This is a genomic window from Candidatus Clostridium eludens, assembly GCF_045310515.1.
Classification (GTDB): domain Bacteria; phylum Bacillota; class Clostridia; order Clostridiales; family Clostridiaceae; genus Clostridium_B; species Clostridium_B eludens.
Genome location: NZ_JBJHZX010000013.1, coordinates 66,388 through 90,875, shown reverse-complemented (window position 1 = coordinate 90,875; position 24,488 = coordinate 66,388). Strand labels below are relative to the sequence as shown.

Sequence of the window (24,488 nt, the reverse complement as noted above, 5' to 3'; positions counted from 1 at the left end):
GATTTAACATACCTCTCTTATTTGATGTTTATGTATAAAAGGGTGATTAGGTGTATATATATGCAGGTATAATTGTAAATAACAGTTTTATAAAATTAGATAAAATTTTTACCTATAAAATACCGGAAAAGTTAAAGAATAAAGTAAATATAGGTTTTAGAGTAAAAGTTCCTTTTGGAATGGCAAATAGAAAATTAGATGGATTTGTAGTAAGACTTTACAGTAAAGAGCAAGAACAAATAGAAACCAAAGAAATTATTGATGTTTGTGATGATTTTCCTCTTTTTACTAAAAGGGATCTGGAACTTATAGAAAATATGAGGGAAAAATATTTATGTACTTATCTTGAATGTATAAAAGTATTTATACCCAGAGGCATATTTAAGGGTATGAAAAATAAAAAGAAAAATTTAGTTTCTTTAGGAAAAAATCTGGAAGGGAGCTTTGACAGAGAACCCTATAGAACTATTTATAAATTAGTAGAAAAGGAGAATGGAATACATACTAAAAATTTTATAAGCAGCAATTATAAAATATCTATATCTTCTATAAACACTATGATAAAACATGGCTTTCTTTTAGTGGATGAGAAAATTATAAATAGATACAACACAATGAACTATGAAAACTATCTAAAGAAAACATTAAATGAAGAACAACAATGTGCAGTAGATAGAATAGTAGCTTCAAATAAAAAAGTTTTTTTAATTCACGGAGTTACAGGAAGTGGAAAAACCGAGATTTATATGCATCTGGTAGAGAAGGCCCTAAGAGAAAAGAAAGAATCTTTAGTGTTGGTTCCTGAAATTGCACTTACACCTCAAATGGTTGAAAGGTTTAAAGGTAGATTTGGAAAAGATATTAGTGTAGTTCACAGCAAACTTTCAGAAGGAGAAAGGTATGATGAATGGATAAGAATAAAACAGGGTAAGGTAAAGGTTGCTATAGGTGCAAGATCTGCAATTTTTCTTCCATTTGAAAACCTAGGATTTATAATAATAGATGAAGAACATGAAGGAAGCTATAAATCAGATAGCAATCCTAAATATAATGTTAGAGAAATAGGAGAAATGAAATGTAACCAATATGACTGTAAGATGGTACTAGGTTCGGCTACGCCTTCTGTGGAAACTTATTATAGGTGTAAAACTGGAGAAATTGAACTCATAACTATAGAAAACAGAGCAAATGGAATAAAAATGCCTGAAATAGAAGTTATAGACATGAGGAAGGAACTTGTAAATAATAATAAATCTATGTTTAGTAAAGACTTATATGAATCTATTTGTGATAGACTAGTGAAAAAGGAACAGATAATATTATTTTTAAATAGAAGAGGATATTCTACTTTTGTATCCTGCAGGAAATGCGGGCATGTTTTTAAATGTAATAACTGTGATATATCCTTCACTTATCACTACGATAAGAAAAAGCTTATGTGTCACTATTGTGGAAGTATAAGTGATGTACCAAAGATTTGTCCTAAATGTTTTAGTAAATATGTAAAGTATTTTGGTCTAGGAACAGAAAAAGTGGAACAGGAAGTAAAAAAATTGTTCCCAAAGGCTAATATTCTCAGGATGGATTTTGATACCACTAGAGGCAAAAATTCTTATGAACATATATATAATAGTTTTAAAAATGGAGAAGCAGATATATTAATAGGTACTCAAATGGTAGCAAAGGGCTTAGATTTTAAAGATGTAACTCTTGTAGGTGTAATAGCAGCAGATGTATCTATTAATTTACCGGATTTTAGATCCGCAGAGAGAACTTATGAACTTATAACTCAAGTTTCAGGAAGAGCTGGAAGAGGAGAAAAGGTAGGAAAAGTAATTGTTCAAACTTATAATCCTGAAAATTACAGTATAAGGTGTGCTGCCAGTAATGATTATAAGGGCTTTTATGAAGAGGAAATTAATATAAGAAAAAATATGCAATATCCTCCATTTGTGGAGCTGCTCCTTATAAATATGAGTAGTAAAAATGAAGATATATTAATAAAAAATATACAAAATGTTGGCATATTTTTAAAGAATATGTGGGAAAAGAATGATAAAATTACAATACTAGGACCATGTCCTTGTGAAATATCGAAAATAAAGGAATTGTATAGGTGGCAGATAATATTAAAGGGAAAAATAGGATTGAATAATGCACAAAATATTAGAAAAACAGTTTATCATTTGTTGAAAGATGTTTATAATGATATAAGGGTTAGTATAGACATAAATCCAAATAATATGTTATAATGCTAAGTTTGTTTGAATATTAGTGAATCATGATATTTATAGGAAAGGGGTTGAATAACCGTAAAATAGTTATAAAGTTTCTTGAAATTTTATAAAGTTTTTTAATACGGTAAGATGTATGGCTTTGAGAAATGTTGTGAAGTATGGAGATGATCTTCTTAGAAAAAAAAGCAGAAAAATAGATGTAATAAATGATAGAATACTTACACTTTTAGATGATATGGAGGAAACTCTATATGCAGAGCAGGGGGTAGGACTTGCTGCACCCCAGGTAGGAGTTTTAAAGAGAGTTATAGTAATAGATATAGGAGAAGGCATACTTAAGCTTATAAATCCTGAGATTATACATTCTGAGGGAAGTTATGTAGATGTAGAAGGATGTTTGAGTATACCTGGAGTACAGGGAGAAGTGAAAAGACCCAAAAAGGTAAAGATAAAAGCCTTAAATGAAAAAGGAGAAGAAGTTATAATAGAGGGAGAAGATCTATTGGCCAGGGCATTTTGTCATGAAATAGATCATTTAAATGGAATACTGTTTGTAGATAAAATGATGAGTAAATAGGGAGGAATTTAATATATGAATGTAGTTTTCATGGGCACTCCTGATTTTTCAGTACCATCTTTAAAAAGATTAGTAGAAGAATTTCAAGTTACGGCTGTATTTACTCAGCCAGATAAGCCAAAAGGAAGAGGAAAGAAATTAGCCTTTTCTCCAGTTAAGGAAGAGGCACTTAAATATAATATTCCCGTATATCAGCCTGTAAAATTGAAACATGACAGAGAGATAATAGATAATTTAAAAAAAATAGAACCGGACTTTATAGTAGTGGTTGCCTATGGACAGCTGCTTACAAAAGAGGTACTAGATATACCTAAAATGGGCTGTATTAATTTACATGCATCCCTTTTACCCAAATATAGAGGGGCAGCACCTATAAATTGGTGTATTATAAATGGAGAAATAAAAAGTGGAAATACTACTATGTTTATGGATGTAGGATTGGATACAGGAGATACTCTTTTAAGCAGTACCGTAGAAATAGGAGAAGATATGACTGCTGGTGAGCTTCATGATATATTAATGGAAGATGGAGCAGAATTATTGATAGAAACGTTAAAGGGATTAAAGAAAGGTACAATTCAGCGAAAAAAGCAGGGAGAATCTCCTACAGAGTATGCAAAGATGCTAAATAGAAATATGGCAGAGATAAATTGGAATTTAAGTAGTAAAAGAATAAAATATTTTGTGAGGGGTTTAAATCCATGGCCTATTGCATATACTCAATATAAACAAAAAAATATGAAGATATATGAGGTAGAAGTATTAAATGAAAATTCAAAAAGAGAAGCTGGATATATAATAAATGTATCTAAAGATGGAATTAAAGTAGCTTGTGGAGAGGGAGTTATATTAATAAAGAAGATACAATTTCCAGGTGGAAGACCTATGGAGGTTAGTGAATATATAAAAGGACATTCTATAGAACAGGATATTATACTGGAAAAATAATCTATGGGAGGTGTAAACTATGCTTTATTTAGATAAAAGTTTTATTATACTAATACCTGCGCTTTTAGTAGCAGCTTGGGCTCAGTACAGAGTATCTTCTACTTTTAATAAGTATTCAAAATATAAAAGTCTTAATGGATATACAGGGGCTCAGGTAGCCAGAATGCTTCTAGATAACAGTGGCCTTTATGATGTACCAGTAGAGTTGATACCAGGAAAGCTAAGTGACCACTACGATCCAGGGAAAAGAGTTATGAGATTATCACAGGAGGTCTATCATGGAAATTCTGTAGCATCTATAGGAGTTGCGGCTCATGAAACAGGTCATGCAATCCAACATAAAAATAAATATTTACCCCTTGTTATTAGAAATTCCATCGTACCTGCAGTTAACTTTGGTTCTAATGCTTCTTGGATATTGTTTATGGCGGGATTTATTCTGGGAATTAGAAGTCTTGTCAGTATAGGAATAGTCTTATTTACTTTGGTTGTTTTATTCCAGATAGTAACTCTTCCTGTAGAATTTAATGCCTCTAGTAGAGCATTAAAAATACTTGAGGGAAAGGCTATACTCTATTCTGATGAATTAGAAGGGGCAAGGTCAGTTTTAAGGGCTGCTGCTATGACATATGTAGCTGCGGCATTAACTGCTATAGCTAATTTGCTCAGGCTTATATATATAAGTAGAGATAGGAATTAATAAATATATATTTTAAAATAGAGGTAAAGTATGAATAGTGCTAGAAGTGTAGCTGTGGAAATTGTTAAAAAGGTACTGTGTGATAATGCATATTCCAGTATAGTTTTAAATAAATATTTAAATAAAGTTGATTTTAACAGGAAAGATAGGGCTTTAGTTACAGAATTAGTGTATGGTACTTTAAAGTATAAATATACAATTGACAGTATATTAGATAGCTTTATAAAAAGTGACTTGGAAAAGATGAATGCAGATATATTAAATATGCTTAGAATTTCTATATATCAGTTAAGATATTTAGACAAAATTCCTGAATTTGCAGTAGTAAATGAAGCCGTGGAGTTTTCTAAAAATATTTCTTTTAAGCTTTCTAAGTTAGTAAATGGAGTATTGAGAAATTATTTGAGAAATAAAAATAAGTTGTCTTGTGAGCATAAAGGGGATGAAATAGATAAAGTATGCTTTAAATATTCTTTCCCAAGATGGATGACTGAGCTTTTTATCAATCAATATGGGGAAGAGATAGGGAAAAATATACTGAATTCACTAAATTTTGTTCCAAAAGTTACAGTAAGAATCAACACTTTAAGAACTGATTATGAACATGCGTGGAATGAATTGATTGATAATGGATATGATATAAAAAAAGGTAATATATGCAAAGAGTCTTTTATAATAAACAGAGGTAGTAACATAGAGTTAAATCCGCTTTTTAAAAAAGGGTATATTACAGTACAAGATGAGAGTGCAATGTTCGTATCTCATTTTATGGATGTTAAGGAGAATATGACAGTTTTAGATCTTTGTAGTGCACCGGGAGGAAAGTCATGTCACCTAGGAGAATTAATGAAAAATACGGGAAAGATATATTCTTATGATTTATATGAAAGTAAATTATTACTTGTAAAAGATAATGCGGCAAGGCTTGGTGTTAACAATATAGTTTGTAATAAATTAGATGCCACAAAGTATGTAGAAAAACTTGAAAATACAGCAGACAGAGTTCTTATTGATGTTCCCTGTTCGGGACTTGGAATAATAAGAAAAAAACCTGAAATTAAGTGGAATAAAAAAGAAGATTCTCTGAAAGGCCTCATAGAAATACAAAGAAGTATTATTTTAAATGCTGCAAAATATGTAAAAACAGGTGGAAAACTTGTATATTCTACCTGCACCTTAAATAAGAGGGAAAATGAGGAAAATATAGATTGGTTTATTTCTAGGAACCCTGAGTATAAATTAGATAAATTATATTGCGGAGATTTTCATAATATAATTTATCATAAAGAAGGGTATATAACTATATTGCCTGATGATTATATGGATGGATTTTTTATTGCAAGATTGATAAAACATAGGTAGGTGCAGTATATGTATAATATTCTTGATTTTGATATAGAGGAATTGAAGAACTGGATGTATCATAATGGTGAAGATAAATTTAGATCAGCACAAATAATGGATTGGATATATAAAAAAGATCAGTATGATTTTAATAATATGACCAATATTCCTAAGAATACTGTAGAAAAATTAAAAAAAGATTTTTATATTGATATACCTGAATTAATTGAAAAATATGAGTCAAAATCAAAAGATACTTTTAAATTCTTATATAGGTTTCGAGATAAAAACATTATAGAAACAGTAGTGATGAAATATAAACATGGAGATTCTATATGTGTTTCAACCCAAGTAGGATGTAGAATGGGATGTAAATTTTGTGCGTCTACAGTAAATGGAATGATAAGAAATTTAACTAGTGGAGAGATATTAGCTCAAATTTTAAAATCACAAAGTCAAATAGGCAGGAGAATATCCAATGTAGTTTTAATGGGTAGTGGAGAACCATTAGATAATTATGATAATGTTTTTAAATTTTTAAATATAGTGAATTCTAAGTACAGTTTAAATATAGGACAGAGGCATATAACTCTCTCTACATGTGGAATAGTTCCTAGAATAAAACAGTTAGCAGATGAAAATTTACAGATAACCCTGGCAATATCCCTTCACTCCCCAGATGACGTAAGGAGAAGAGATATAATGCCTATTGCAAATAAGTATTCTGTAAAGGAAATAATGGATGCATGTAAATATTATATAAGTAAAACTGGGAGAAGAGTTTCTTTTGAATATGCGTTGGTAAAGGGTGTAAATGACAGTTTGGAATTTGCTGGGAGTTTAGTTGAATTATTAAGAGGATTATTATGTCACGTTAACTTAATACCTGTAAATGAAGTTAAAGAAAATGATTTTAAAAAGTCTCCTCAAAATAATATAAAGAATTTTTACAATAAGTTAGTTGAAAATAAAATAGAAACTACCATAAGGAGAGAAATGGGTTCAGACATAGATGCCGCTTGCGGACAATTAAGAAGGAGTTATTTAGAATCAAAAAGTTATAGAAAGGGTGTAGAATATGGTGGGGATCTTGTCAGACGTAGGTAGGGTAAGAAAATTAAATGAAGATTTTGTGGATTTCTATAAGAGTAAAAATCTAGATATATATGTAGTAGCAGATGGAATGGGAGGACATAATGCAGGAGAGGTAGCAAGTAAAATTGCAGTAGAAACAATTATTTCTTACATAAAACTTAAAGAAGAGATAGAGATAGATGTAGAAGATGAACTGTTAAAAGCTATAAATTTAGCAAATGACAAGATTTACAAATTATCAAGAAGCAGTAAAGAATTTGGTGGAATGGGGACAACTATAACAGCCTGTTTAGTTAAAGACAGTGAAATGATAGTAGCTAATGTAGGGGATAGTGGATGTTACATAATAGAATATAGTGGCATTACAAAAATCACCAAAGATCATTCCCTTGTACAGCAGTTGGTGGATGAAGGGAGTATAACTGAGGAAGAGGCTGCTATACACCCCAATAAAAATATAATAACAAGGGCAATTGGAACTAATATGTCTGTAGAAATAGATACCTTTAAGGTAAATTTAGAAGATGTAAGCAAAGTAATACTGTGTACTGACGGATTATCCAACGGGGTAAGCATGGATGAAATGTATGATATAATAATAAAGAACAATAATGAAAGTAGCTGTAAACAGCTAATTGAATTAAGTAACCTTAGAGGTGGGAGAGATAATATATCAGTTATTGTATTTGAAGGAGAGTGTAGAGAGAGATGATAGGAACTGTGCTGGGAAATAGATATGAGCTATTAGAAAAAATAGGAGAGGGAGGTATGGCTGTTGTATATAAAGCCAAAGACAATCTCCTCAATAGAAATGTAGCAGTAAAAATTCTTAAAGAACAGTTTTCAAGTGATGGAGAATTTGTAGAAAAATTTAAAAGAGAAGCTACAGCAGCAGCAAGTCTTTCAGATAACAATATAGTTAATATATATGATGTAGGCTCACAGCAAGATGTAAATTATATTGTTATGGAATGTGTTACAGGAAAAACTTTAAAACAAATAATAAAAGAAGAGGGAAAAATAGCTCCTGGCAGGGTAGTGGAAATAGCTGTTCAAATAACTAAAGCTTTAAAATGTGCCCATAAAAATAATATTATACATAGAGATATAAAACCACATAACATTCTTGTAACAGAAGATGGAATAGTAAAGGTGACTGACTTTGGAATTGCTAAAGCTTCAAATTCTGTTACTATAACTAATTCAAATAAAATAATGGGTTCTGCACATTATTTTTCTCCTGAGCAGGCAAAGGGAAGTTTTGTAGATTTTAGAACGGATATTTATTCTCTTGGCATAGTTATTTATGAAATGGTTACAGGTCGTGTACCTTATGATGCAGAAAGTCCTGTATCCATAGCGTTAAAGCACATACAAGAACCTGTAGTTCCACCTAATCAGTTAAATGAAAATATACCTGAAAGTTTAAATAAATTAATTTTAAAAGCTGTAGAAAAAGATCCTATAAAAAGATATCAAACTATGGAAGATATGCTTTTAGATTTAAAGAAGATAGAGAATAATCAAAAATTAAATTTATTAGATGATGATTTGAATAAAGATATGACTCGGATAATGGAACCTGTAGATGTAGATAATATTTATAAAAATGAAGATGATTATTATGATTATGAAGAAGAACCAATAAATAAATTTAAAAACAAAATAGCATTGGATCCTAAGAAAAAGAAAATTATACTTGCTATAGCCTTATTCATGCTTGTAATAGTTATAGGTGGAGTGTCAGGATATTTTTATAGTAAAACATATGGAAGTTCAAGTGAAGTAACAGTGCCAAATATAATGGGGATGAAACAGGATGAAGCCAAAAAGCTGATAGAGAGTAAAAATTTGGAGTTTACAGTAGGGGCAACTCAGAAAAGTGATAAGCCGGAAGGAACAGTAATTGACTATACTCCTAAGGCAGGAACAAAAGCAAAAGTGAATTCAGAGGTAAGGGTAATTATAAGTGGAGGGCCTGAGACTATAGTAGTTCCTAGTGTGGTTGGTATAGATTTAGATACAGCAAAAGATGTTATATCAAATAGTGGATTTACTGTGGGAAGTATTTCTTATAGATACAGTAACACGGTATCATGGAATCAAGTTGTAAGTCAGGATCCTGAAGCAGATTCTAAAGCAGAAAATGCTGCAAAAGTGAACCTTGTGGTAAGTAAAGGACCGGAAGTTAAATATGTAACGGTACCAGATGTTTCTGGCAAAGGCATAGAAGATGCAATTTCTACAATGGCAAATGCAGGACTTAAAGTTGCAAAAAATCCTATAGATACTTCAGATAAATCTCAAGATGGAATTGTAACTAGCCAAAGTGTAGGAGCATCACAGCAAGTTAAAGAGGGTTCTACCATAACCTTAAACTATTATAAGTATAAGGAACCTGCGGGTGCGATTTCAGATAGTGGAGGAGGTTCAAGTAACGGCAGCGGCTCAAATGATGGCAGTGGTTCAAATAATGGTGGCTCAAATGATGGCAGTGGTTCAAATAATGGTGGCTCAAATGATGGCAGCGGTTCAAATGATGGCAGTAGTGGTTCAGATAATGGTGGCTCAAATAATAATGGAGGTACGGGAGGTAATACTGGAACGCCGGAAAAACAATAGATAATATATTAAATATTAGGAGGAGTTATGCAGGGAACTATAATGAAGGGAATAGGAGGATTCTATTATGTAAAAACTGACAGTGGCATAATTGAATGTAAGGCAAGGGGAAAGTTTAGGTATAATGAACTTTCCCCTATGGTAGGAGATAAAGTAGAGATTATATTAGAAAAAAATCAAGGAGTTATTGACAAAATTTATCCAAGAACAAGTGAATTGAAGAGACCTGCTGTAGCTAATGTGACTCAGGCATTGGTAGTGTTTGCGTTTAATTATCCAGAAATAAATGAGGATTTATTGAATAGATTTCTTATAAACTGTGAATTTAACAATTTAAAAGCAGTAGTATGTTTTAACAAATTGGATTTAGCTGAAGAGGAAAGAAGTTCACATGTTATAGACATGGTAAATAATATAGGTTATGAAGTATTATTTTTAAAGGCCAAAGAAGGGTATGGAATTGATCAGGTTAAAGATAGGCTAAAGAATAACATTACAGTTTTGTGCGGGCCTTCGGGAGTAGGAAAATCTACTATTTTAAATGCTATTTGTGGGAAGAAGCGTATGGAAACAGGACAGATAAGTTATAAGTTAAATAAAGGAAAGCATACTACAAGGCACAGTGAAATAATAGAATTAGATCAGGGATTTATGGTAGATACCCCAGGCTTTTCCTCATTAGATATAAGTCATATAAATAAAGAAGAGCTTCAATACTGTTTTCCAGAATTTGCAGAGTTCATAGGGATGTGTAGATTTACAGGGTGTGTTCACTACAAAGAACCTAACTGTGCTATTAAGTTGGCTATTGATGATGGGAAAGTAAATAAAAGAAGATATGATTTTTATATTAAAGTTTTAAGTGAGATTAATAATAAAAAGAAATATTAACTTATCAGCATGATGATGAGTTTAGCTTACTGCAATTTTAAGATACTTAAAGAAAGAGAGAGGTTACGTATGATAAAAATAGCACCTTCAATATTATCCGCAGATTTTTCAAAATTGGGAGAAGAAATAGAGTGCTTAAATAAGTTTGGAGCAGATTTGATTCACATAGATGTAATGGATGGAAGTTTTGTTCCAAATATAAGTTTTGGTGTACCTATTATGAAAAGTATAAAGCATCTTGCTAAGCTGCCTTTTGATGTACATCTAATGATAGAAGAACCTTCAAGGTATGTAAAGGATTTTGTTGACGCAGGAGCCGATATTATAACAATACATTTTGAAGCGGATAGGCATTTAGACAGAACCATAAATTATATAAAAAGTTTTGGAGTTAAAGCAGCGGTTGCATTAAATCCTGCTACTTCAGTGGATAATATAAAATACTTAATACCTGATTTAGATATGGTTCTTATTATGTCTGTGAATCCTGGCTTTGGGGGACAAAAGTATATAGATTATTGTGACCATAAAATTAAGTATACTAAGGAACTGGCAGATAAATATAATAAAAATTTAATGATAGAAGTAGATGGAGGCATTATAAAGGATAACATAGGCAGAGTAGTACGTAATGGGGCTAATGTGATAGTGGCAGGGTCGGCTGTATTCAAAGGAGGAACTATAGAAAATAATATAAGGATGTTAAGAGAGGAAATTTAATATGAAAGCACTTATAGTATCTGGCGGTGCTGCACCCTCCAGAGAATTAGTTCAGCAACAAATTAGCAAATGTTCGCTGGTGGTTTGTGCAGATGGGGGAGGTAATTGCCTCTATAAGTATAAAATTATACCTGAATATCTTGTGGGAGATTTTGATTCTATAAATCAGGAAGCTTTAACGTTTTTTAAAAATAGCAACTGCGGCATAGAGAAATATCCCCAAACTAAAAATTTCACAGATACTGAAATTGCATTAAATAAAGCTGTGGAATTAGGAGCAAGTGAAGTGGTATTTACTGGGTGCACTGGATATAGGTTAGATCATGTTTTGGCTAATTTGGGTATGCTTTTAAAGTGTAATTACCTAAATGTTAAAGCATGTATAAAAGATGAGCATAATACCATTGAATTATTGGATATGTCTACTATAATAAAGGGACATGCGGGAGAAACTTTTTCACTTCATGCGTATTGTGATTGTGTTAAAAATTTGAGTATAATAGGAGCCAGATACAAACTGGACAACTACGATTTATGTATAGGAGATGGAAGGACGGTATCTAATGAATTTTTAGATAAAGATGTAAGTATAATATTTGACGCTGGAAAATTGATTTTAATGAGGTCAATAGATTGATTCTGGTTAAGGGTTAGATACTAATAACAAAGAATAATGGTTTGCCAGTTAAAATATTAGTAACACTATAGAAGTAAAATGCATATAATAGTATAAAGCAATTTTTGGGGATAATAGTGTGAAAAAAAGGACCTTTAAAAAAAGGACTAAAAAGAAAATAGGATTAGTGGTTGTATGTATTGGTGCTGGTTTTTTAATGACAGTTATTATCCCTATATGGGGCTGGATAATAGCTGCAGGAGCAGGGCTAATCTATTGCGGATGGTACTTAATAGAATCTCATAAATAAGGAGGTAGTTTAATGAAGATTATTGCATTTAAGCTTCCGGGGGCTCTATCTGCAATTATAAAGTTTTTTACTAGAAAAAAGTAATATTTGAGAACAAAAAATGCAATTGTTTATAACAACTGCATTTTTCTTTTTATATGGCACGTTGAACCTTTCCTGAACGAAGGCATCTTGCACAAACATGTATAGTTTTTGGTGCTCCCTTAACTATAGCTTTAATCTTTCTTATATTCGGAGACCAGGTTCTTTTAGATTGACGGTGTGAGTGGCTGTATTGTACACCAAATACAACGCCTTTTCCACATATATCACATTTCTTTGACATTGAAAACACCTCCTTAAGAGTTTTCATCAATTTAAACACAAATTATTTTACCACAGAATGTATAATATGTGCAAGTAAATATATAATTAAAAATAGGCATCTATGTTACTTTTCTTATTAATTAATGGAAGGGCCTTTAGTGGGAGTTAGGAGAAGAGTAGTGTTTTACAAACTTAATTTTCCAATATTGCAGGTTGAATAAATACTTTATTTAATATAAAATATGTTTATGGTATTATAGGAATGTAAGGAGGTTTTCATATGATAGGCAGTATTGTTGGTGAAAATGGGTGTACTGATTATTCAGAAGAAGTAATTGCTAATATAGTTGGGTTATCAACTATGGAATGTTACGGAGTAGTGGGTATGGCTTCTAAGAATGCAAAAGATGGTTTTTGGGAATTAATAAAGGGCGAAAATTTAAGTAAAGGAGTAAAGATTCGCTCTAAGGATAATGAGTTAATAATAGAACTTTATATAATAGTGGAATACGGAACAAAAATATCTGTAATTGCAAATAATATAATACAGAGGATAAAATACAATGTAGAAAACTACACGGGACTCAAAGTATCAACTATTACGGTAAATGTTCAAGGTGTTAGAGTCTAGGGAGGTAATTCGTAAAAATGGAATACTTAAATATAGATGGACAGCATTTTTATAATATGGTTGTAAATGCTAGCAATAAACTGGAAGAACAAAAAGATTTTGTGAATTCCTTAAATGTATTTCCTGTACCCGATGGGGATACGGGAACTAACATGTCTATGACCCTTAAAAATGCGGTACTGGAAATATCTGATGTGGAAGAAGGAAAATCCATAGATGATATATCTAAAAAGCTGGCTAAGGGAGCCCTTATGGGAGCAAGAGGAAATTCAGGAGTAATACTTTCTCAAATATTTAGAGGTATATCTAAAGGACTTCAAGGGAAAAAACAGGTAAATTCAGTAGAGTTTGCAATAGCTTTAGAAGAAGGAGCGAAGTCTGCTTATAAGGCTGTTATGCGTCCTACAGAGGGTACCATATTGACTGTTATAAAAGCTGCTGGAGAGAGTGCTTTAAAATCTAAAAAACAAAATGTAACTGAACTTTTACAGGAAGTATGCGATTATAGTAAGAAGATATTGGATAAAACGCCTGATATGCTCCCAGTATTAAAAAAAGCAGGGGTAGTGGATGCAGGTGGTACAGGACTTTTCATTATATTTCAGGGAATGTATGAGGCCCTAGAGGAAGGTATAGAAAAAGTGTGTTTAAAGGAAGCTGGAGATATAGTTACTCAATCTTCAGCTAAAAATTTGGAATCACAAGATATAAAATATGGATACTGTACAGAATTTTTCATTCATTTTCAAAATAAAGATGTAAGTGATTTTAAGAATAGAATACAGCTTTTAGGAGATTCCATAGTAGTAGTAGATGATGAAGATATTTTAAAAGTTCATATCCATACCAATGAGCCAGGGCAGGTTTTATCACAGGCAATTAAACTTGGGGAGTTGTCAAAAATAAAAATTGATAATATGAGGGAACAGCATAGAAATATTTTAGATATAGGGAATGTTGAAAAAACCACACTTGAAAGCATAGATTCTTACAGCGAAGAAGAATCATCTCCATTAGGACAAAAGGACCAGTTTAAAAAATATGCCTTTATTGCAGTAACTATAGGAGAGGGAATTAAAAGAATATTTAAAGATTTGGGTGTGGATTATTTGATAGAGGGTGGCCAGACTATGAACCCTAGTACGGAAGACATATTAAATTGTATAAATAAAGTAAATGCACAAAATATATTTGTGTTACCTAACAATAAAAATATAATTATGGCTGCTAATCAGGCAGCAGAGCTTTCAGATAAAATGGTAAAAGTAATATCTACTAAGACTGTACCCCAGGGAATTACTGCCATGACAGCTTTTAATTCAGATGAAGATTTAGATGAAAACATAAGTGTCATGGAAGAAGCTATAAACACTGTGGTTACAGCTTCTGTAACCTATGCAGTAAGGGATACGGAAATAGATGGAAAAGTTATAAAAGAAGGAGATATATTGGGACTTGTAGAAGGTAAGATAGAACAGGTTGGAAAAGATATATTTGACGTATGTGATAAAGTTATAGATAACATAGTAAAAGAAGAAAGTGAGCTTATAAGTATATATTATGGTAAGGATTGCAATAGCGACCAAGTAAATTGTTTTGTACAAAAACTTGAAAGTAAATATAGTGATATAGATATACAGTGTTATAGTGGAGAGCAGCCTCTATATTATTTTATAGTTTCTGTTGAATAAAAAAGCCTGCTGTGGGCTTTTTTAATTTATACCTATTATTTGTATTTTAATTGAAAGAAGTAAAAATTTTATTGTAAAGTATAGTAAGGGCAGGTGACATATATGAAAGTATATGATGACATAAGAAATATAAAAGGAGTAGGCGTTATAACTGCCAAAAATTTAAATAAATGTTGTATATTTAATATATTAGACCTACTTTTATATTTTCCTAGAGATTATGATGTGATTTCTAGCTGCAGCAACTTAAATAAAGGTGAAATTGGAAAAGTTATAGTAGATTGTAGAGTAAAGACCATAGGGAAAGATATAAGGACTAAAAGTGGAAAGATACTTTCCACAGTTGTATTTGAAAATGAAGATGGAACTTTTCAGGGTAAGTGGTTTAATCAGCCTTATATGAAGAATAAATTTCAGGTAAATAAAGTTTATAGGATAATGGGTAAGCTTCAAAGATTTAATGGAGCTATTTCTATTATGAATCCTATTTTATTTAATAATAGTATAGAAAGTAGAAAAAAAGATAGAATAATACCAATTTATCCGTTAAAATCAGGTATTACAAATAATACTTTTATAAACCTTATATCTAAAGTGCTCCATCAAGTTCATATAGAAGAAAATTTCCCTATATGGATAATTGAAAAATATAAGTTTTATAGTTTAGATAAAGCTATAAAAATAATACATAATCCTAGTAGTATAGAAGAATTAGAAGAATCAAGGAGAAGACTTAAGTTTCAAGAACTTTTTTCGTACTCTCTAAAAATTTTGATGCTAAAGGAGTATTACAATAAAAATAGAAAGGGTATAGCTTTTACAATAGTTCCTGAGCTAAAGGAATTGAAGAAAAGGATACCCTATAAACTTACTGAATCTCAAAATAAGGTTATAAGGGAAATATTATTAGATGAGAAAATAGATATGCCTATGAATAGGTTATTACAGGGAGATGTGGGCAGTGGAAAGACTGTAGTTGCTTTTATATCTATTTTTAATGTAATAAAGAATGGATATCAGGCAGTTTTAATGGCTCCTACGGAAATACTTGCAAGCCAACATTATTTGGAGGCTAAAAAGCTTTTAAAAGACATGGGTGTAAATATAGAATTACTTTGTGGAAGTGTAACTGAAAAGAATAAAAAAAGAATAAAAGAAGAATTGAAAGAGGGAAAAATAGATTTTATAATAGGTACTCATGCCTTAATTGAGGATGATGTAGAATTTAAAAATATAGGAATGGTAGTTACAGATGAGCAGCATAGATTTGGAGTAGTTCAAAGGAGTAAACTTATAAATAAAGGTAAGCATATAGATACCCTGGTTATGACAGCTACACCTATTCCAAGGACTTTAAGCCTATATTTATATGGAGATTTAGATATATCTACAATAGATGGACTTCCACCTGGAAGAAAAAAGATAGATACATGCTGTATAAATAAAAACTTAAAGGATAAAGCATATAAATTTGCACTAGAAGAAATAAAGAAAGGGAGGCAGGTATATGTAGTATGCCCTTTAGTAGAAGAAAGCGATAAGTTAAATTTAAGCTCTGTAAAAGAGATTCATGATAATTTAAAGGAAAAATATTTTAAAGATGTACAGTTGGATATACTACATGGTAAAATGTCTCCTGCTTCTAAGGAAGAGATCATGAATAAATTTAAAGATGGACATATAAAGGTTATTGTATCTACAACGGTTATAGAAGTAGGAGTTAATGTACCTAATGCCACAGTTATGATAATAGAAAATGCAGAAAGATTTGGACTTGCGCAGCTCCATCAGCTTAGGGGAAGGGTAGGAAGGGGAAAACATAAATCCTATTGTATTTTAGCTGCAGACATTAAAAATGACATAATAAGAAAGAGAATGGAAATAATGAAGAGCAGTAATGATGGATTTTTTATTGCAGAACAGGATTTAAAGATAAGAGGAACGGGAGAGATTTTTGGATTTAGACAGCATGGTGAGGATGAATTGATTTTTTCAAACTTATCAGAAGATGTAAATATATTTAAATTAGCTAATTTAGAAGCTAAAAAAATCTTAAAAAGTAGACAAAATCAAGATATAAAGATTAAAGAAGAGATGATAAATAATCTGAAAAAGACTTCCAAACTTATAAGCTTTAATTAGTTTGCTAATTTAATGTATAAGGTTTAGAATAACAGTTATTGAAATGGTTTTGAATAATATAAATATATATGTTAAAATGTTATAGAAAAATACAATACATGAAAATATGGAAAGTAGGGAGAAGAGTTATGAGAGTAATTGGAGGTCTTGCAAGGGGAAGAAAATTAATGTCTCCTGATGGATATGGTACTACAAGACCTACTTTAGATAGGGTAAAGGAATCTATGTTTAATATAATACAAAATAGAATTTATGGAGCTTGTGTGTTAGATATATTCGCAGGTACGGGAAGTCTTGGGCTGGAAGCTGTGAGTAGAGGGGCTAAAAAATGCTATTTAGTTGATAAGGATAAGGATACGTTTTTTTTCTTGAAAAAAAATGTGGAAAATTTGGGTTTCAGTGAAATGTGTGAAACAATAAATGTGGATTCTCATAAATTCCTTAAAGAAATTGTAGGAAAAAAAGAAATATTTGATATAATATTTATTGATCCACCTTATAAAAAAGATATGATTCCACCAATTATAGAAATAGTGGAAAGTGAAAAGTTATTACGTGAAGGTGGAATCATAGTTACTAAAATCGATACTAGTGAAAAGATGTATGATGGGAAGGATAGTATAATTTTAAGTGATTATAGAAAATACGGGAATACTACAGTATGCTTTTATAAATACAAGGAGGACTAATTTTATGAGTAGGGCAGTATATCCGGGAAGTTTTGACCCGATAACCAATGGACATTTAGATATAATAGATAGAGCATCTAAGGTATTTGATGAATTAATAGTTGGGGTATTAGTTAATCCTGCCAAGAAGGGATTATTTAATGTTGAAGAAAGAGTAGAATTGATACAACGGGTAGTGAAAGATATACCAAATGTTAAGGTGGAAAGTTTTAGTGGACTTTTAATAGATTTTATGAAAGAAAAACAGAGTCAAGTTATAGTGAAGGGATTGAGGGCCGTATCGGATTTTGAATATGAATGCCAAATGTCTCTCATGAATAAAAAACTTGATCCTAATATAGACACGGTATTTATGATGGCCAGTGCCATGAATTCATTTTTAAGTTCATCTTCAGTAAAACAGGTAGCTATGTTTGGGGGATGTATTGAGGGATTAGTTCCTGAAGAAGTAATGAATGATATTATTAAAAAATTTAATGGAGCTTATAAAAATCGTTAATGTACCTTAGGGGGAGAAATTATGGATATTATCAAACTACTTGAATATCTTCAAGAAATTGTAGATACTTCTGCTAAAGTTCCTTTAACTAAAAAAGTTATGGTAAATAAGAATGAAGTATTAGAAATATTGGACAAGATAATTAACTGTCTTCCCGGCGAATTGAAAAAGGCAGAGTGGATAATAGGAGAAAAAGAGAGAATTTTAACTGAAGCTGTACAAGAATCAGATGATATAAAAAAACAAAATTTAAATTTATTGAGACGTCAGATAGAAAATCATGATATTACCAAAGAGGCTCATATAAGAGCTCAAGAGATTATTTCATCTGCACAAAAAAATGCTAAAGCTATAAGATTAGGTGCAAGGGATTATGCAGATGAAATGCTAAGTAACTTAGATAATGAAATAATACATAAAGGCAGTGAAATGTTATCAAATTTAAAGTCAGAACTGCAGGGATTTTTAGATGATTTAGAAGGCAGTATAAATTTAAATACTGAATCTATAAAGGATAATATAGAACAGTTAAGAGATATGAAATAGCTCTTTTAATTTAAATATTATCCAAGGTATTGTAAGTAAAATGAAAGTAAATATAAATACATTGCTTATATTTTGTGCAATTTTATAATTAGGTAAAAAAGCTTCTGTAGACAGTTTGTGAAAAGATAAATTATAGAGTAGAAAACTTGTTATGGAACATATAATTCCTTGAAATATTTTTCTAACTATATATTTTTTCATAGATATTTTAAATTTATAAGTAAAAGAGTAAACCTGAGATATAATAGAAATACCACTAAAAGTAAATAAAAAACTTATAATTATAAGTTTTAAGGTGATGGAAGCAGTAGAAGACGATATAAGACTGCACCCATTTGTCATTTCTATTATTCCAAGTAAAGTACCCTCTACTATGTCTTTAGAAATTCCAAGTATACTTGAAATTCTATATACTAGGGAATTAAATAAAAAATTGTGTTTTAAAATGTTATTAATAACAGAAAATATAATTATGAATCCACCTATAGATGTACAGGTTGTTAGGGAACCTTCAATACTTTTTTTAATTGATTTTCCAATGTTTTCGTAAGTATGGGTGTGATTTTTTTTGATATTATACTCTTTGTAGGTTTTTCTAGTAGGTATTAAAAGACCCATAACAATACAGGATATCAGGTTAGATAATAGTAGTATGTATCCGATAAAAGAATTTTTAAGCATTGATATTCCAACGGAACCAAGTATGAATATAGGACTTGCGTTAGAAGCTATATTTAAAAGTCTTTCGCAGGTAAAAGAATCTATTATATTTTTTTCATATAATTCACATGAATATTTTGCTCCTAAAGGATAGCCACAGAGTATACTTATTATTATTACAAAGCTGCAGCTGACAGGAAGTCTAAGTGGTTTACAAAGGATTTTTCCTATTAACCTAGAATATATATTTATTCCATCATAACAGAGAATTATATTGCATACAACCAAAAACGAAAATAGGGATGGAAATACTTTGTAAAAAAACAATAAAGTTCCTGAAATCACACCATCTATACATATTTGAGGAGCTAGTATAATTTGTATTATTAAAAGTGAGCAGATTATAGTTATGATCCAATTTGTATTTTTAAATAAAAAGTATAAGAGAAGTATTATTGCACCTATTAAAAAATAAAGTAAAATTTCCAAAATGAATCGCCTACTTTCTAAGAAAAAAACTTTTGTTTTCAAGTGATTCTTTAGTAAATTATATTTATAAAGCAGGCCACTTATTCTAAATTTTATCTATTATAATGGGACTTGAAGTATAATCGCGATTAAAGGCTATATTTTCATTCAAAAGGCTATAACCTTTTGTAGCCATAACATCCATATTTAATATATCATTTGTTTTCTTGGGAAGCTTTGTATAAATTGGTATAAGGGAACTTTTTTTTATTTTTCTTAGTATTTCTATGCCTTTACTGTTAAATCCTAAAACCCTTGCATAAGGACACTTATTTTTTCTCCAAGTTTTTGTGTCTGAATCTTCAAAACCTAAAAAAAACTGACAGAGTATTCTGCTTATCCGGCTGTAAGTATATCTTTTAGTTTTAGCGTCAGTTATGATTTGGTCATATGAGAAGTTATTTTTTAATGATGTAAGTATTCTATTTTCAATTCCTTCTGACACATCCGGTAAGGATTTTATATTTTTTCCATAAAAGAAACCTTTGTATTTTAGATAAGATACCATAGAATCTTCAAAAGTAAATTTGTAACCTGAGGTTTGCAAATTCTTTAAGATAGATAATACATTATGAGGCAAATCCCTTTCTAATCCTCTTATGGTAGTATTTTCTTTTAGAAATCGGCGAATGGAAGTGGCACTTGAAAAGCCGTGATTTATATGTAAACTATTATAACAATTTCCTAATCTTTTTATGGGAACAGGAATAATAGTACTGTTTATTTTTATTAAGCTTTTACAATATTCTATTGCTAAAATATTGTTAGGCGAATGTAGTATTTCTGGTATATTATAATTTTTTAAATAGCACTTATGTAAAAGAAATTCACTTAAAGCACTGCTCCGTGCAGAGGCATAAGACATTCCTTCCGATAGTTTTTCTTTCAAGGTTAATTTAAATTCTTCTGGTTCTTCATATAAAATTTTTGCTATTAAATTTAATAGCTCAATATCCTCACATTCGCTTCCAAAACACAGATTTTCTACTATACCTAAATTTTCCAAAAGACTTACAGCTCCATAGGCGAAAAATTCTGCAGAGGATAAGCTGTAGAGAACAGGTAATTCAAGTACTAGATCTACCCCGTTTAAAAGAGCCATTTTAGTTTTAGTCCATTTGTCAATTATAGAGGGAGCTCCTCTTTGAACAAAGTTACCACTCATTACTGCAACTATGGCATGGCAGTCTGTTATGGATTTTGTTTTTTGAATATGATATTTGTGGCCATTATGGAAAGGGTTATATTCCACTATTATGCCAGCTACTTTCATATATTAAAATTCCTTTCATTAGTGTTATTTCTATATATTTAATTCTAACATTTTGTAATATATATAAACATTATACCAGTAAAATTTTGCTTATTGTAATTATTTTTGAATAAAATACTTGAAAAAAGTTGTGAAGTTTATATATTATGAAGAAAAATTTTAACAAAATTTTAAAATTAGATAATTTTTCATTGAAAAATATAGCTAAAAAGGATTATAGTATAAGTGTATGATTTTAATTATATTAATTTTAAACTTGAAAGGAGAATAATAACATGAAATTAATGGAAAAAATTTTAGCTGATGCAAAAGCAAATAAGAAAAAAATTGTTTTAGCAGAAGGAGAAGAAGAGAGGAATATTAAAGCTTCCGAGCAAATAGTAAAGGAAGGTATTGCAGACATAATTTTGGTAGGAAGTGAGAGTGTAATAAAAGAAAATGCAGCAAAGTTAGGTGTAAATTTAGCTGGAGCTGAAATAGTAGATCCTGAGGTTTCTGATAAGACAGCAGGTTATGCAAATGCTTTTTATGAAATTAGAAAAAATAAAGGGGTTACACTGGAAAAAGCAGATAAAATAGTTAGAGATCCTATATATTTTGGAACAATGATGGTAAAACTTGGTGATGCAGATGGTTTGGTTTCAGGGGCAATACATACAACAGGAGACCTCCTAAGACCAGGACTTCAAATAGTAAAGACAGTTCCAGGTGCTTCAGTAGTTTCTAGTGTATTTTTAATGAGTGTACCAGATTGCGAATATGGAGAAGATGGATTCCTTTTATTTGCCGATTGTGCCGTAAACGTATGCCCTACTGCTGAAGAATTAGCTTCAATTGCAGTAACTACAGCAGAAACTGCAAAGAATTTATGTAAAATAGATCCAAGAGTTGCCATGCTTTCATTTTCCACTATGGGAAGCGCCAGCCATGAATTGGTAGATAAAGTTACAAAAGCAACAAAACTTGCTAAGGAAGCTAGACCTGATTTAGCTATAGATGGAGAACTTCAGTTAGATGCTTCTATAGTAAAAAAAGTTGCGGACTTAAAAGCTCCTAATAGTAAGGTAGCAGGAAAAGCTAATGTACTTGTATTCCCTGATATTCAAGCAGGAAATATAGGATATAAATTAGTTCAAAGATTTGCTAATGCTGAAGCTATAGGACCTATATGTCAAGGATTTGCAAAACCTATAAATGATTTATCAAGGGGTTGTAGTGTTGAGGATATAGTAAAGGTAGTAGCTGTAACTGCAGTTCAAGCACAAAGCTAGTTATTTATAAATAAAATTATATAGAAAATAATTATTTTTAAAGAAAAATAAGCTGTCACTTTGTGGTATAATATTTTTAAATAAAAAATCCAACAAAGGATAGCTTATACAAAAAATGATCAAAGCAAGACATTTTTATATAGAATTAGGTTACATATTTTTGGGGGAAAATACAGGACATTTTTTAGTTAAAAGCCTTTTAAATATTTTGTGTTTGTATATTCATAAGTTTAATGAACTTGTTACAATGTTAGATAATAAAAATAGGGTTTATATGCTAAAATTATATAAATAGTTGTATAATTTATGATTTATGGTTAAAATAATATTAGTATATATTTTACATATTAGCATTTTTGTGTATCGTGGTATAAGTCAGTGTGATGTATCTGGCTCTTCATAATGTTATCGCTTTCACTTTGCTTTAAACTTCAAAGTATCATAAAGAGCTTTGTAAGCCTGGTAATAAATTTAATGATTTTACGGCAATAGTTTTAGTGAACTTAAAAATTATAGAGAAAGGCTTAAGAACCATGTGTATATACTTAGGTTATTGATTTTATGGTAATAAATGTTATTAACTTTATATTAAATAGTTTTTTATTCTGTTAACTATATATTTGATAAAATAAATTAAAGTGGAATATTATGGGTTCTTTATAAATTGAATACAGTTATTATATTTTATGATTATTAATATTTATTATTAATAATATATAAAAAATGTCTAGTTAAATTATATTGTTATAAAATTATTATAACACAGAATTTTGAATAAACTTGAGTTTTTAAACAAGCATTATTTGTAGTACTGTTTAATGAAATTTAAAAGTATGCTGGGACATTTATTATTAAATAATTATAAACTTTAATATAGAGTTATTATAACAAAATATAAAGATTAATTTTATTAGGAGGAAAACGCATATGAAAATATTGGTGGTAAATTGCGGAAGCTCATCTTTGAAGTATCAATTAATAAATATGGAAGATGAAAAAGTTTTAGCAAAGGGTCTTGTGGAAAGAATAGGAATAGAAGGTTCTCTTCTAACCCACAAGGTCAATGGCGAAAAGCATGTTGTAAGTCAGCCTATAAAGGATCATAAGGTAGCTGTAAAATTAGTATTAGCGGCTCTTGTGGATGAACAACATGGTGTCATAAAAGACATGTCAGAGATATCTGCCGTAGGACATAGGGTTGTTCATGGCGGTGAACAATACTCAGATGAGGTTCTTATAGATGATAAGGTTATGGAGTCATTAAAGGATAGCGTTAAGTTAGCACCATTGCATAATCCGCCAAACATAATAGGAATAAATGCTTGCAAAGCATTGATGCCTGATACACCTATGGTGGCAGTATTTGATACGGCATTCCATCATACTATGCCGAAGTATGCTTATATTTATCCGCTGCCTTATGAATTATATGAGAGATATGGAATTAGAAAGTATGGATTCCATGGTACATCTCATAGATTTGTATCACAAGAAGCTGCAAGACTTATGGGAAAAGATATAACTGAACTTAAAATAATAACTTGTCATTTAGGAAATGGAGCTAGTATTTGTGCTGTGGACAGAGGAAAGTCAATAGATACAAATATGGGTTTTACTCCACTTGCAGGTTTAGCTATGGGAACTAGGTGCGGTGATATAGATCCAGCTATAATACCATTTTTAATAAATGAATTAGACATGTCTATAGATGAGATAAATAATATAATGAATAATGAGTCTGGAATACTTGGAATGTCAGGAATAAGCAGTGATTTTAGGGATGTAGAGGAAATTGCAAATTTCAAGCATGACAGAAGAGCACAGCTTGCGTTAGATGTATTCTACTATAGGGTAAAATCTTATATAGGCTCTTATGTGGCAGTTTTAGACGGAGTAGATGCCATAGTATTTACAGCAGGAGTAGGAGAAAATTCTGCTGTTGGTAGGGCTGAAATATGTTCTGGACTTACGTATCTTGGAATTACAATAGACGAACAAAAGAATAGTATAAGGGGAGAGGCTGTAGAGATAACTACTGAAGATTCAAAAACAAAAGTATTTGTAATTCCTACTAATGAAGAACTTGTGATAGCTAGGGATACAAAAGCAATAGTTGAAAAAAAGTCTCCTTCAAAAACTCAATAATGTATAAAAATTTTTAAAATACTATAATCTATAATTAATAAGGACAA

The 24,488-nt window shown here is 30.6% G+C and carries 23 protein-coding genes; 20 read left to right on the top strand and 3 right to left on the bottom strand.

Going from position 1 to position 24,488, the window contains the following annotated elements:
* The first annotated feature begins 50 nt into the window (after positions 1-50).
* The 12 genes from priA to ACJDU8_RS10315 all read left to right on the top strand — a co-directional run bounded on the left by priA (position 51) and on the right by ACJDU8_RS10315 (position 12,060).
* A complete protein-coding gene (gene priA, locus ACJDU8_RS10370; protein WP_406792082.1) occupies positions 51-2,252 on the top strand; it encodes a primosomal protein N' in 2,202 nt (733 codons plus the stop codon).
* Between the two features lie 118 nt (positions 2,253-2,370).
* Positions 2,371-2,814 (top strand): peptide deformylase, encoded by a 444-nt coding sequence (gene def, locus ACJDU8_RS10365; RefSeq protein WP_406792081.1) that lies wholly within the window; start codon positions 2,371-2,373, stop codon positions 2,812-2,814.
* Positions 2,815-2,829: 15 nt separating this feature from the next.
* Positions 2,830-3,762, top strand: a complete 933-nt coding sequence (gene fmt / locus ACJDU8_RS10360; RefSeq protein ID WP_406792080.1) for a methionyl-tRNA formyltransferase — start codon at positions 2,830-2,832, stop codon at positions 3,760-3,762.
* Between the two features lie 19 nt (positions 3,763-3,781).
* The gene (locus ACJDU8_RS10355; RefSeq protein ID WP_406792079.1) at positions 3,782-4,462 is read left to right on the top strand and encodes a zinc metallopeptidase; all 681 of its coding nucleotides are present in this window, start codon (positions 3,782-3,784) and stop codon (positions 4,460-4,462) included.
* A gap of 30 nt (positions 4,463-4,492) precedes the next feature.
* On the top strand, positions 4,493-5,824 hold the full coding sequence (gene rsmB / locus ACJDU8_RS10350) for a 16S rRNA (cytosine(967)-C(5))-methyltransferase RsmB (protein WP_406792078.1): 1,332 nt from the start codon (positions 4,493-4,495) through the stop codon (positions 5,822-5,824).
* Between the two features lie 9 nt (positions 5,825-5,833).
* Positions 5,834-6,913, top strand: coding sequence for a dual-specificity RNA methyltransferase RlmN (rlmN, locus tag ACJDU8_RS10345; protein WP_406792077.1), 1,080 nt, complete (start codon positions 5,834-5,836; stop codon positions 6,911-6,913).
* Entirely contained in the window at positions 6,885-7,613 is a 729-nt protein-coding gene (locus ACJDU8_RS10340) for a Stp1/IreP family PP2C-type Ser/Thr phosphatase (protein WP_406792076.1), read from the top strand. The genes rlmN and ACJDU8_RS10340 overlap by 29 nt, the downstream gene beginning before the upstream one ends.
* Positions 7,610-9,523: a Stk1 family PASTA domain-containing Ser/Thr kinase gene (gene pknB, locus ACJDU8_RS10335; RefSeq protein ID WP_406792075.1), complete on the top strand. Its 1,914-nt coding sequence runs from the start codon at positions 7,610-7,612 to the stop codon at positions 9,521-9,523. The genes ACJDU8_RS10340 and pknB overlap by 4 nt, the downstream gene beginning before the upstream one ends.
* Before the next feature lie 27 nt (positions 9,524-9,550).
* Positions 9,551-10,414, top strand: a complete 864-nt coding sequence (gene rsgA / locus ACJDU8_RS10330) for a ribosome small subunit-dependent GTPase A (RefSeq protein ID WP_406792074.1) — start codon at positions 9,551-9,553, stop codon at positions 10,412-10,414.
* 69 nt (positions 10,415-10,483) lie between these two features.
* Positions 10,484-11,134 (top strand): ribulose-phosphate 3-epimerase, encoded by a 651-nt coding sequence (rpe, locus tag ACJDU8_RS10325; protein WP_406792073.1) that lies wholly within the window; start codon positions 10,484-10,486, stop codon positions 11,132-11,134.
* Position 11,135: 1 nt separating this feature from the next.
* Complete coding sequence (locus tag ACJDU8_RS10320; RefSeq protein WP_406792072.1) at positions 11,136-11,771, top strand: thiamine diphosphokinase; 636 nt, start codon at positions 11,136-11,138, stop codon at positions 11,769-11,771.
* 118 nt (positions 11,772-11,889) lie between these two features.
* Positions 11,890-12,060 (top strand): hypothetical protein, encoded by a 171-nt coding sequence (locus tag ACJDU8_RS10315; protein WP_406792071.1) that lies wholly within the window; start codon positions 11,890-11,892, stop codon positions 12,058-12,060.
* Between the two features lie 133 nt (positions 12,061-12,193).
* Here ACJDU8_RS10315 and rpmB read toward each other — a convergent pair whose 3' ends face one another.
* Positions 12,194-12,385 (bottom strand): 50S ribosomal protein L28, encoded by a 192-nt coding sequence (rpmB, locus tag ACJDU8_RS10310; protein WP_406792070.1) that lies wholly within the window; start codon positions 12,383-12,385, stop codon positions 12,194-12,196.
* Positions 12,386-12,646: 261 nt separating this feature from the next.
* Between rpmB and ACJDU8_RS10305 the strand changes: the two genes are divergently transcribed.
* The 6 genes from ACJDU8_RS10305 to ACJDU8_RS10280 all read left to right on the top strand — a co-directional run bounded on the left by ACJDU8_RS10305 (position 12,647) and on the right by ACJDU8_RS10280 (position 18,564).
* The gene (locus tag ACJDU8_RS10305) at positions 12,647-12,997 is read left to right on the top strand and encodes an Asp23/Gls24 family envelope stress response protein (RefSeq protein WP_406792069.1); all 351 of its coding nucleotides are present in this window, start codon (positions 12,647-12,649) and stop codon (positions 12,995-12,997) included.
* Between the two features lie 17 nt (positions 12,998-13,014).
* On the top strand, positions 13,015-14,688 hold the full coding sequence (locus ACJDU8_RS10300) for a DAK2 domain-containing protein (RefSeq protein ID WP_406792068.1): 1,674 nt from the start codon (positions 13,015-13,017) through the stop codon (positions 14,686-14,688).
* 102 nt (positions 14,689-14,790) lie between these two features.
* Complete coding sequence (gene recG / locus ACJDU8_RS10295; RefSeq protein WP_406792067.1) at positions 14,791-16,830, top strand: ATP-dependent DNA helicase RecG; 2,040 nt, start codon at positions 14,791-14,793, stop codon at positions 16,828-16,830.
* Positions 16,831-16,958: 128 nt separating this feature from the next.
* Positions 16,959-17,519: a 16S rRNA (guanine(966)-N(2))-methyltransferase RsmD gene (rsmD, locus tag ACJDU8_RS10290; protein WP_406792066.1), complete on the top strand. Its 561-nt coding sequence runs from the start codon at positions 16,959-16,961 to the stop codon at positions 17,517-17,519.
* A 4-nt stretch (positions 17,520-17,523) separates the two neighbouring features.
* The gene (gene coaD, locus ACJDU8_RS10285) at positions 17,524-18,018 is read left to right on the top strand and encodes a pantetheine-phosphate adenylyltransferase (protein WP_406792065.1); all 495 of its coding nucleotides are present in this window, start codon (positions 17,524-17,526) and stop codon (positions 18,016-18,018) included.
* Between the two features lie 21 nt (positions 18,019-18,039).
* Entirely contained in the window at positions 18,040-18,564 is a 525-nt protein-coding gene (locus tag ACJDU8_RS10280; RefSeq protein WP_406792064.1) for an ATPase, read from the top strand.
* Here the strand turns inward: ACJDU8_RS10280 and ylbJ are convergent.
* Together ylbJ and ACJDU8_RS10270 are read right to left on the bottom strand one after the other, a co-directional pair.
* Positions 18,547-19,713: a sporulation integral membrane protein YlbJ gene (gene ylbJ / locus ACJDU8_RS10275; protein WP_406792063.1), complete on the bottom strand. Its 1,167-nt coding sequence runs from the start codon at positions 19,711-19,713 to the stop codon at positions 18,547-18,549. The two genes, ACJDU8_RS10280 and ylbJ, sit on opposite strands and share 18 nt — an antisense overlap.
* 85 nt (positions 19,714-19,798) lie before the next feature.
* Positions 19,799-21,025, bottom strand: a complete 1,227-nt coding sequence (locus ACJDU8_RS10270; RefSeq protein ID WP_406792062.1) for a nucleotidyltransferase — start codon at positions 21,023-21,025, stop codon at positions 19,799-19,801.
* A gap of 275 nt (positions 21,026-21,300) precedes the next feature.
* Here ACJDU8_RS10270 and pta point away from each other — a divergent pair, with 275 nt between their 5' ends.
* Together pta and ACJDU8_RS10260 are read left to right on the top strand one after the other, a co-directional pair.
* Entirely contained in the window at positions 21,301-22,296 is a 996-nt protein-coding gene (gene pta, locus ACJDU8_RS10265) for a phosphate acetyltransferase (protein WP_406792061.1), read from the top strand.
* Positions 22,297-23,223: 927 nt separating this feature from the next.
* Positions 23,224-24,441, top strand: a complete 1,218-nt coding sequence (locus tag ACJDU8_RS10260; RefSeq protein ID WP_406792060.1) for an acetate/propionate family kinase — start codon at positions 23,224-23,226, stop codon at positions 24,439-24,441.
* Positions 24,442-24,488 lie beyond the last annotated feature (47 nt).

Coding starts and splice junctions, on each gene's coding strand:
- def (WP_406792081.1), top strand. CDS start 2,371: ATGGCTTTGAGAAATGTTGTGAAGTATGGAGATGATCTTCTTAGAAAA.
- fmt (WP_406792080.1), top strand. CDS start 2,830: ATGAATGTAGTTTTCATGGGCACTCCTGATTTTTCAGTACCATCTTTA.
- ACJDU8_RS10355 (WP_406792079.1), top strand. CDS start 3,782: ATGCTTTATTTAGATAAAAGTTTTATTATACTAATACCTGCGCTTTTA.
- rsmB (WP_406792078.1), top strand. CDS start 4,493: ATGAATAGTGCTAGAAGTGTAGCTGTGGAAATTGTTAAAAAGGTACTG.
- rlmN (WP_406792077.1), top strand. CDS start 5,834: ATGTATAATATTCTTGATTTTGATATAGAGGAATTGAAGAACTGGATG.
- ACJDU8_RS10340 (WP_406792076.1), top strand. CDS start 6,885: ATGGTGGGGATCTTGTCAGACGTAGGTAGGGTAAGAAAATTAAATGAA.
- pknB (WP_406792075.1), top strand. CDS start 7,610: ATGATAGGAACTGTGCTGGGAAATAGATATGAGCTATTAGAAAAAATA.
- rsgA (WP_406792074.1), top strand. CDS start 9,551: ATGCAGGGAACTATAATGAAGGGAATAGGAGGATTCTATTATGTAAAA.
- rpe (WP_406792073.1), top strand. CDS start 10,484: ATGATAAAAATAGCACCTTCAATATTATCCGCAGATTTTTCAAAATTG.
- ACJDU8_RS10320 (WP_406792072.1), top strand. CDS start 11,136: ATGAAAGCACTTATAGTATCTGGCGGTGCTGCACCCTCCAGAGAATTA.
- rpmB (WP_406792070.1), bottom strand. CDS start 12,385: ATGTCAAAGAAATGTGATATATGTGGAAAAGGCGTTGTATTTGGTGTA.
- ACJDU8_RS10305 (WP_406792069.1), top strand. CDS start 12,647: ATGATAGGCAGTATTGTTGGTGAAAATGGGTGTACTGATTATTCAGAA.
- ACJDU8_RS10300 (WP_406792068.1), top strand. CDS start 13,015: ATGGAATACTTAAATATAGATGGACAGCATTTTTATAATATGGTTGTA.
- recG (WP_406792067.1), top strand. CDS start 14,791: ATGAAAGTATATGATGACATAAGAAATATAAAAGGAGTAGGCGTTATA.
- rsmD (WP_406792066.1), top strand. CDS start 16,959: ATGAGAGTAATTGGAGGTCTTGCAAGGGGAAGAAAATTAATGTCTCCT.
- coaD (WP_406792065.1), top strand. CDS start 17,524: ATGAGTAGGGCAGTATATCCGGGAAGTTTTGACCCGATAACCAATGGA.
- ACJDU8_RS10280 (WP_406792064.1), top strand. CDS start 18,040: ATGGATATTATCAAACTACTTGAATATCTTCAAGAAATTGTAGATACT.
- ACJDU8_RS10270 (WP_406792062.1), bottom strand. CDS start 21,025: ATGAAAGTAGCTGGCATAATAGTGGAATATAACCCTTTCCATAATGGC.
- pta (WP_406792061.1), top strand. CDS start 21,301: ATGAAATTAATGGAAAAAATTTTAGCTGATGCAAAAGCAAATAAGAAA.
- ACJDU8_RS10260 (WP_406792060.1), top strand. CDS start 23,224: ATGAAAATATTGGTGGTAAATTGCGGAAGCTCATCTTTGAAGTATCAA.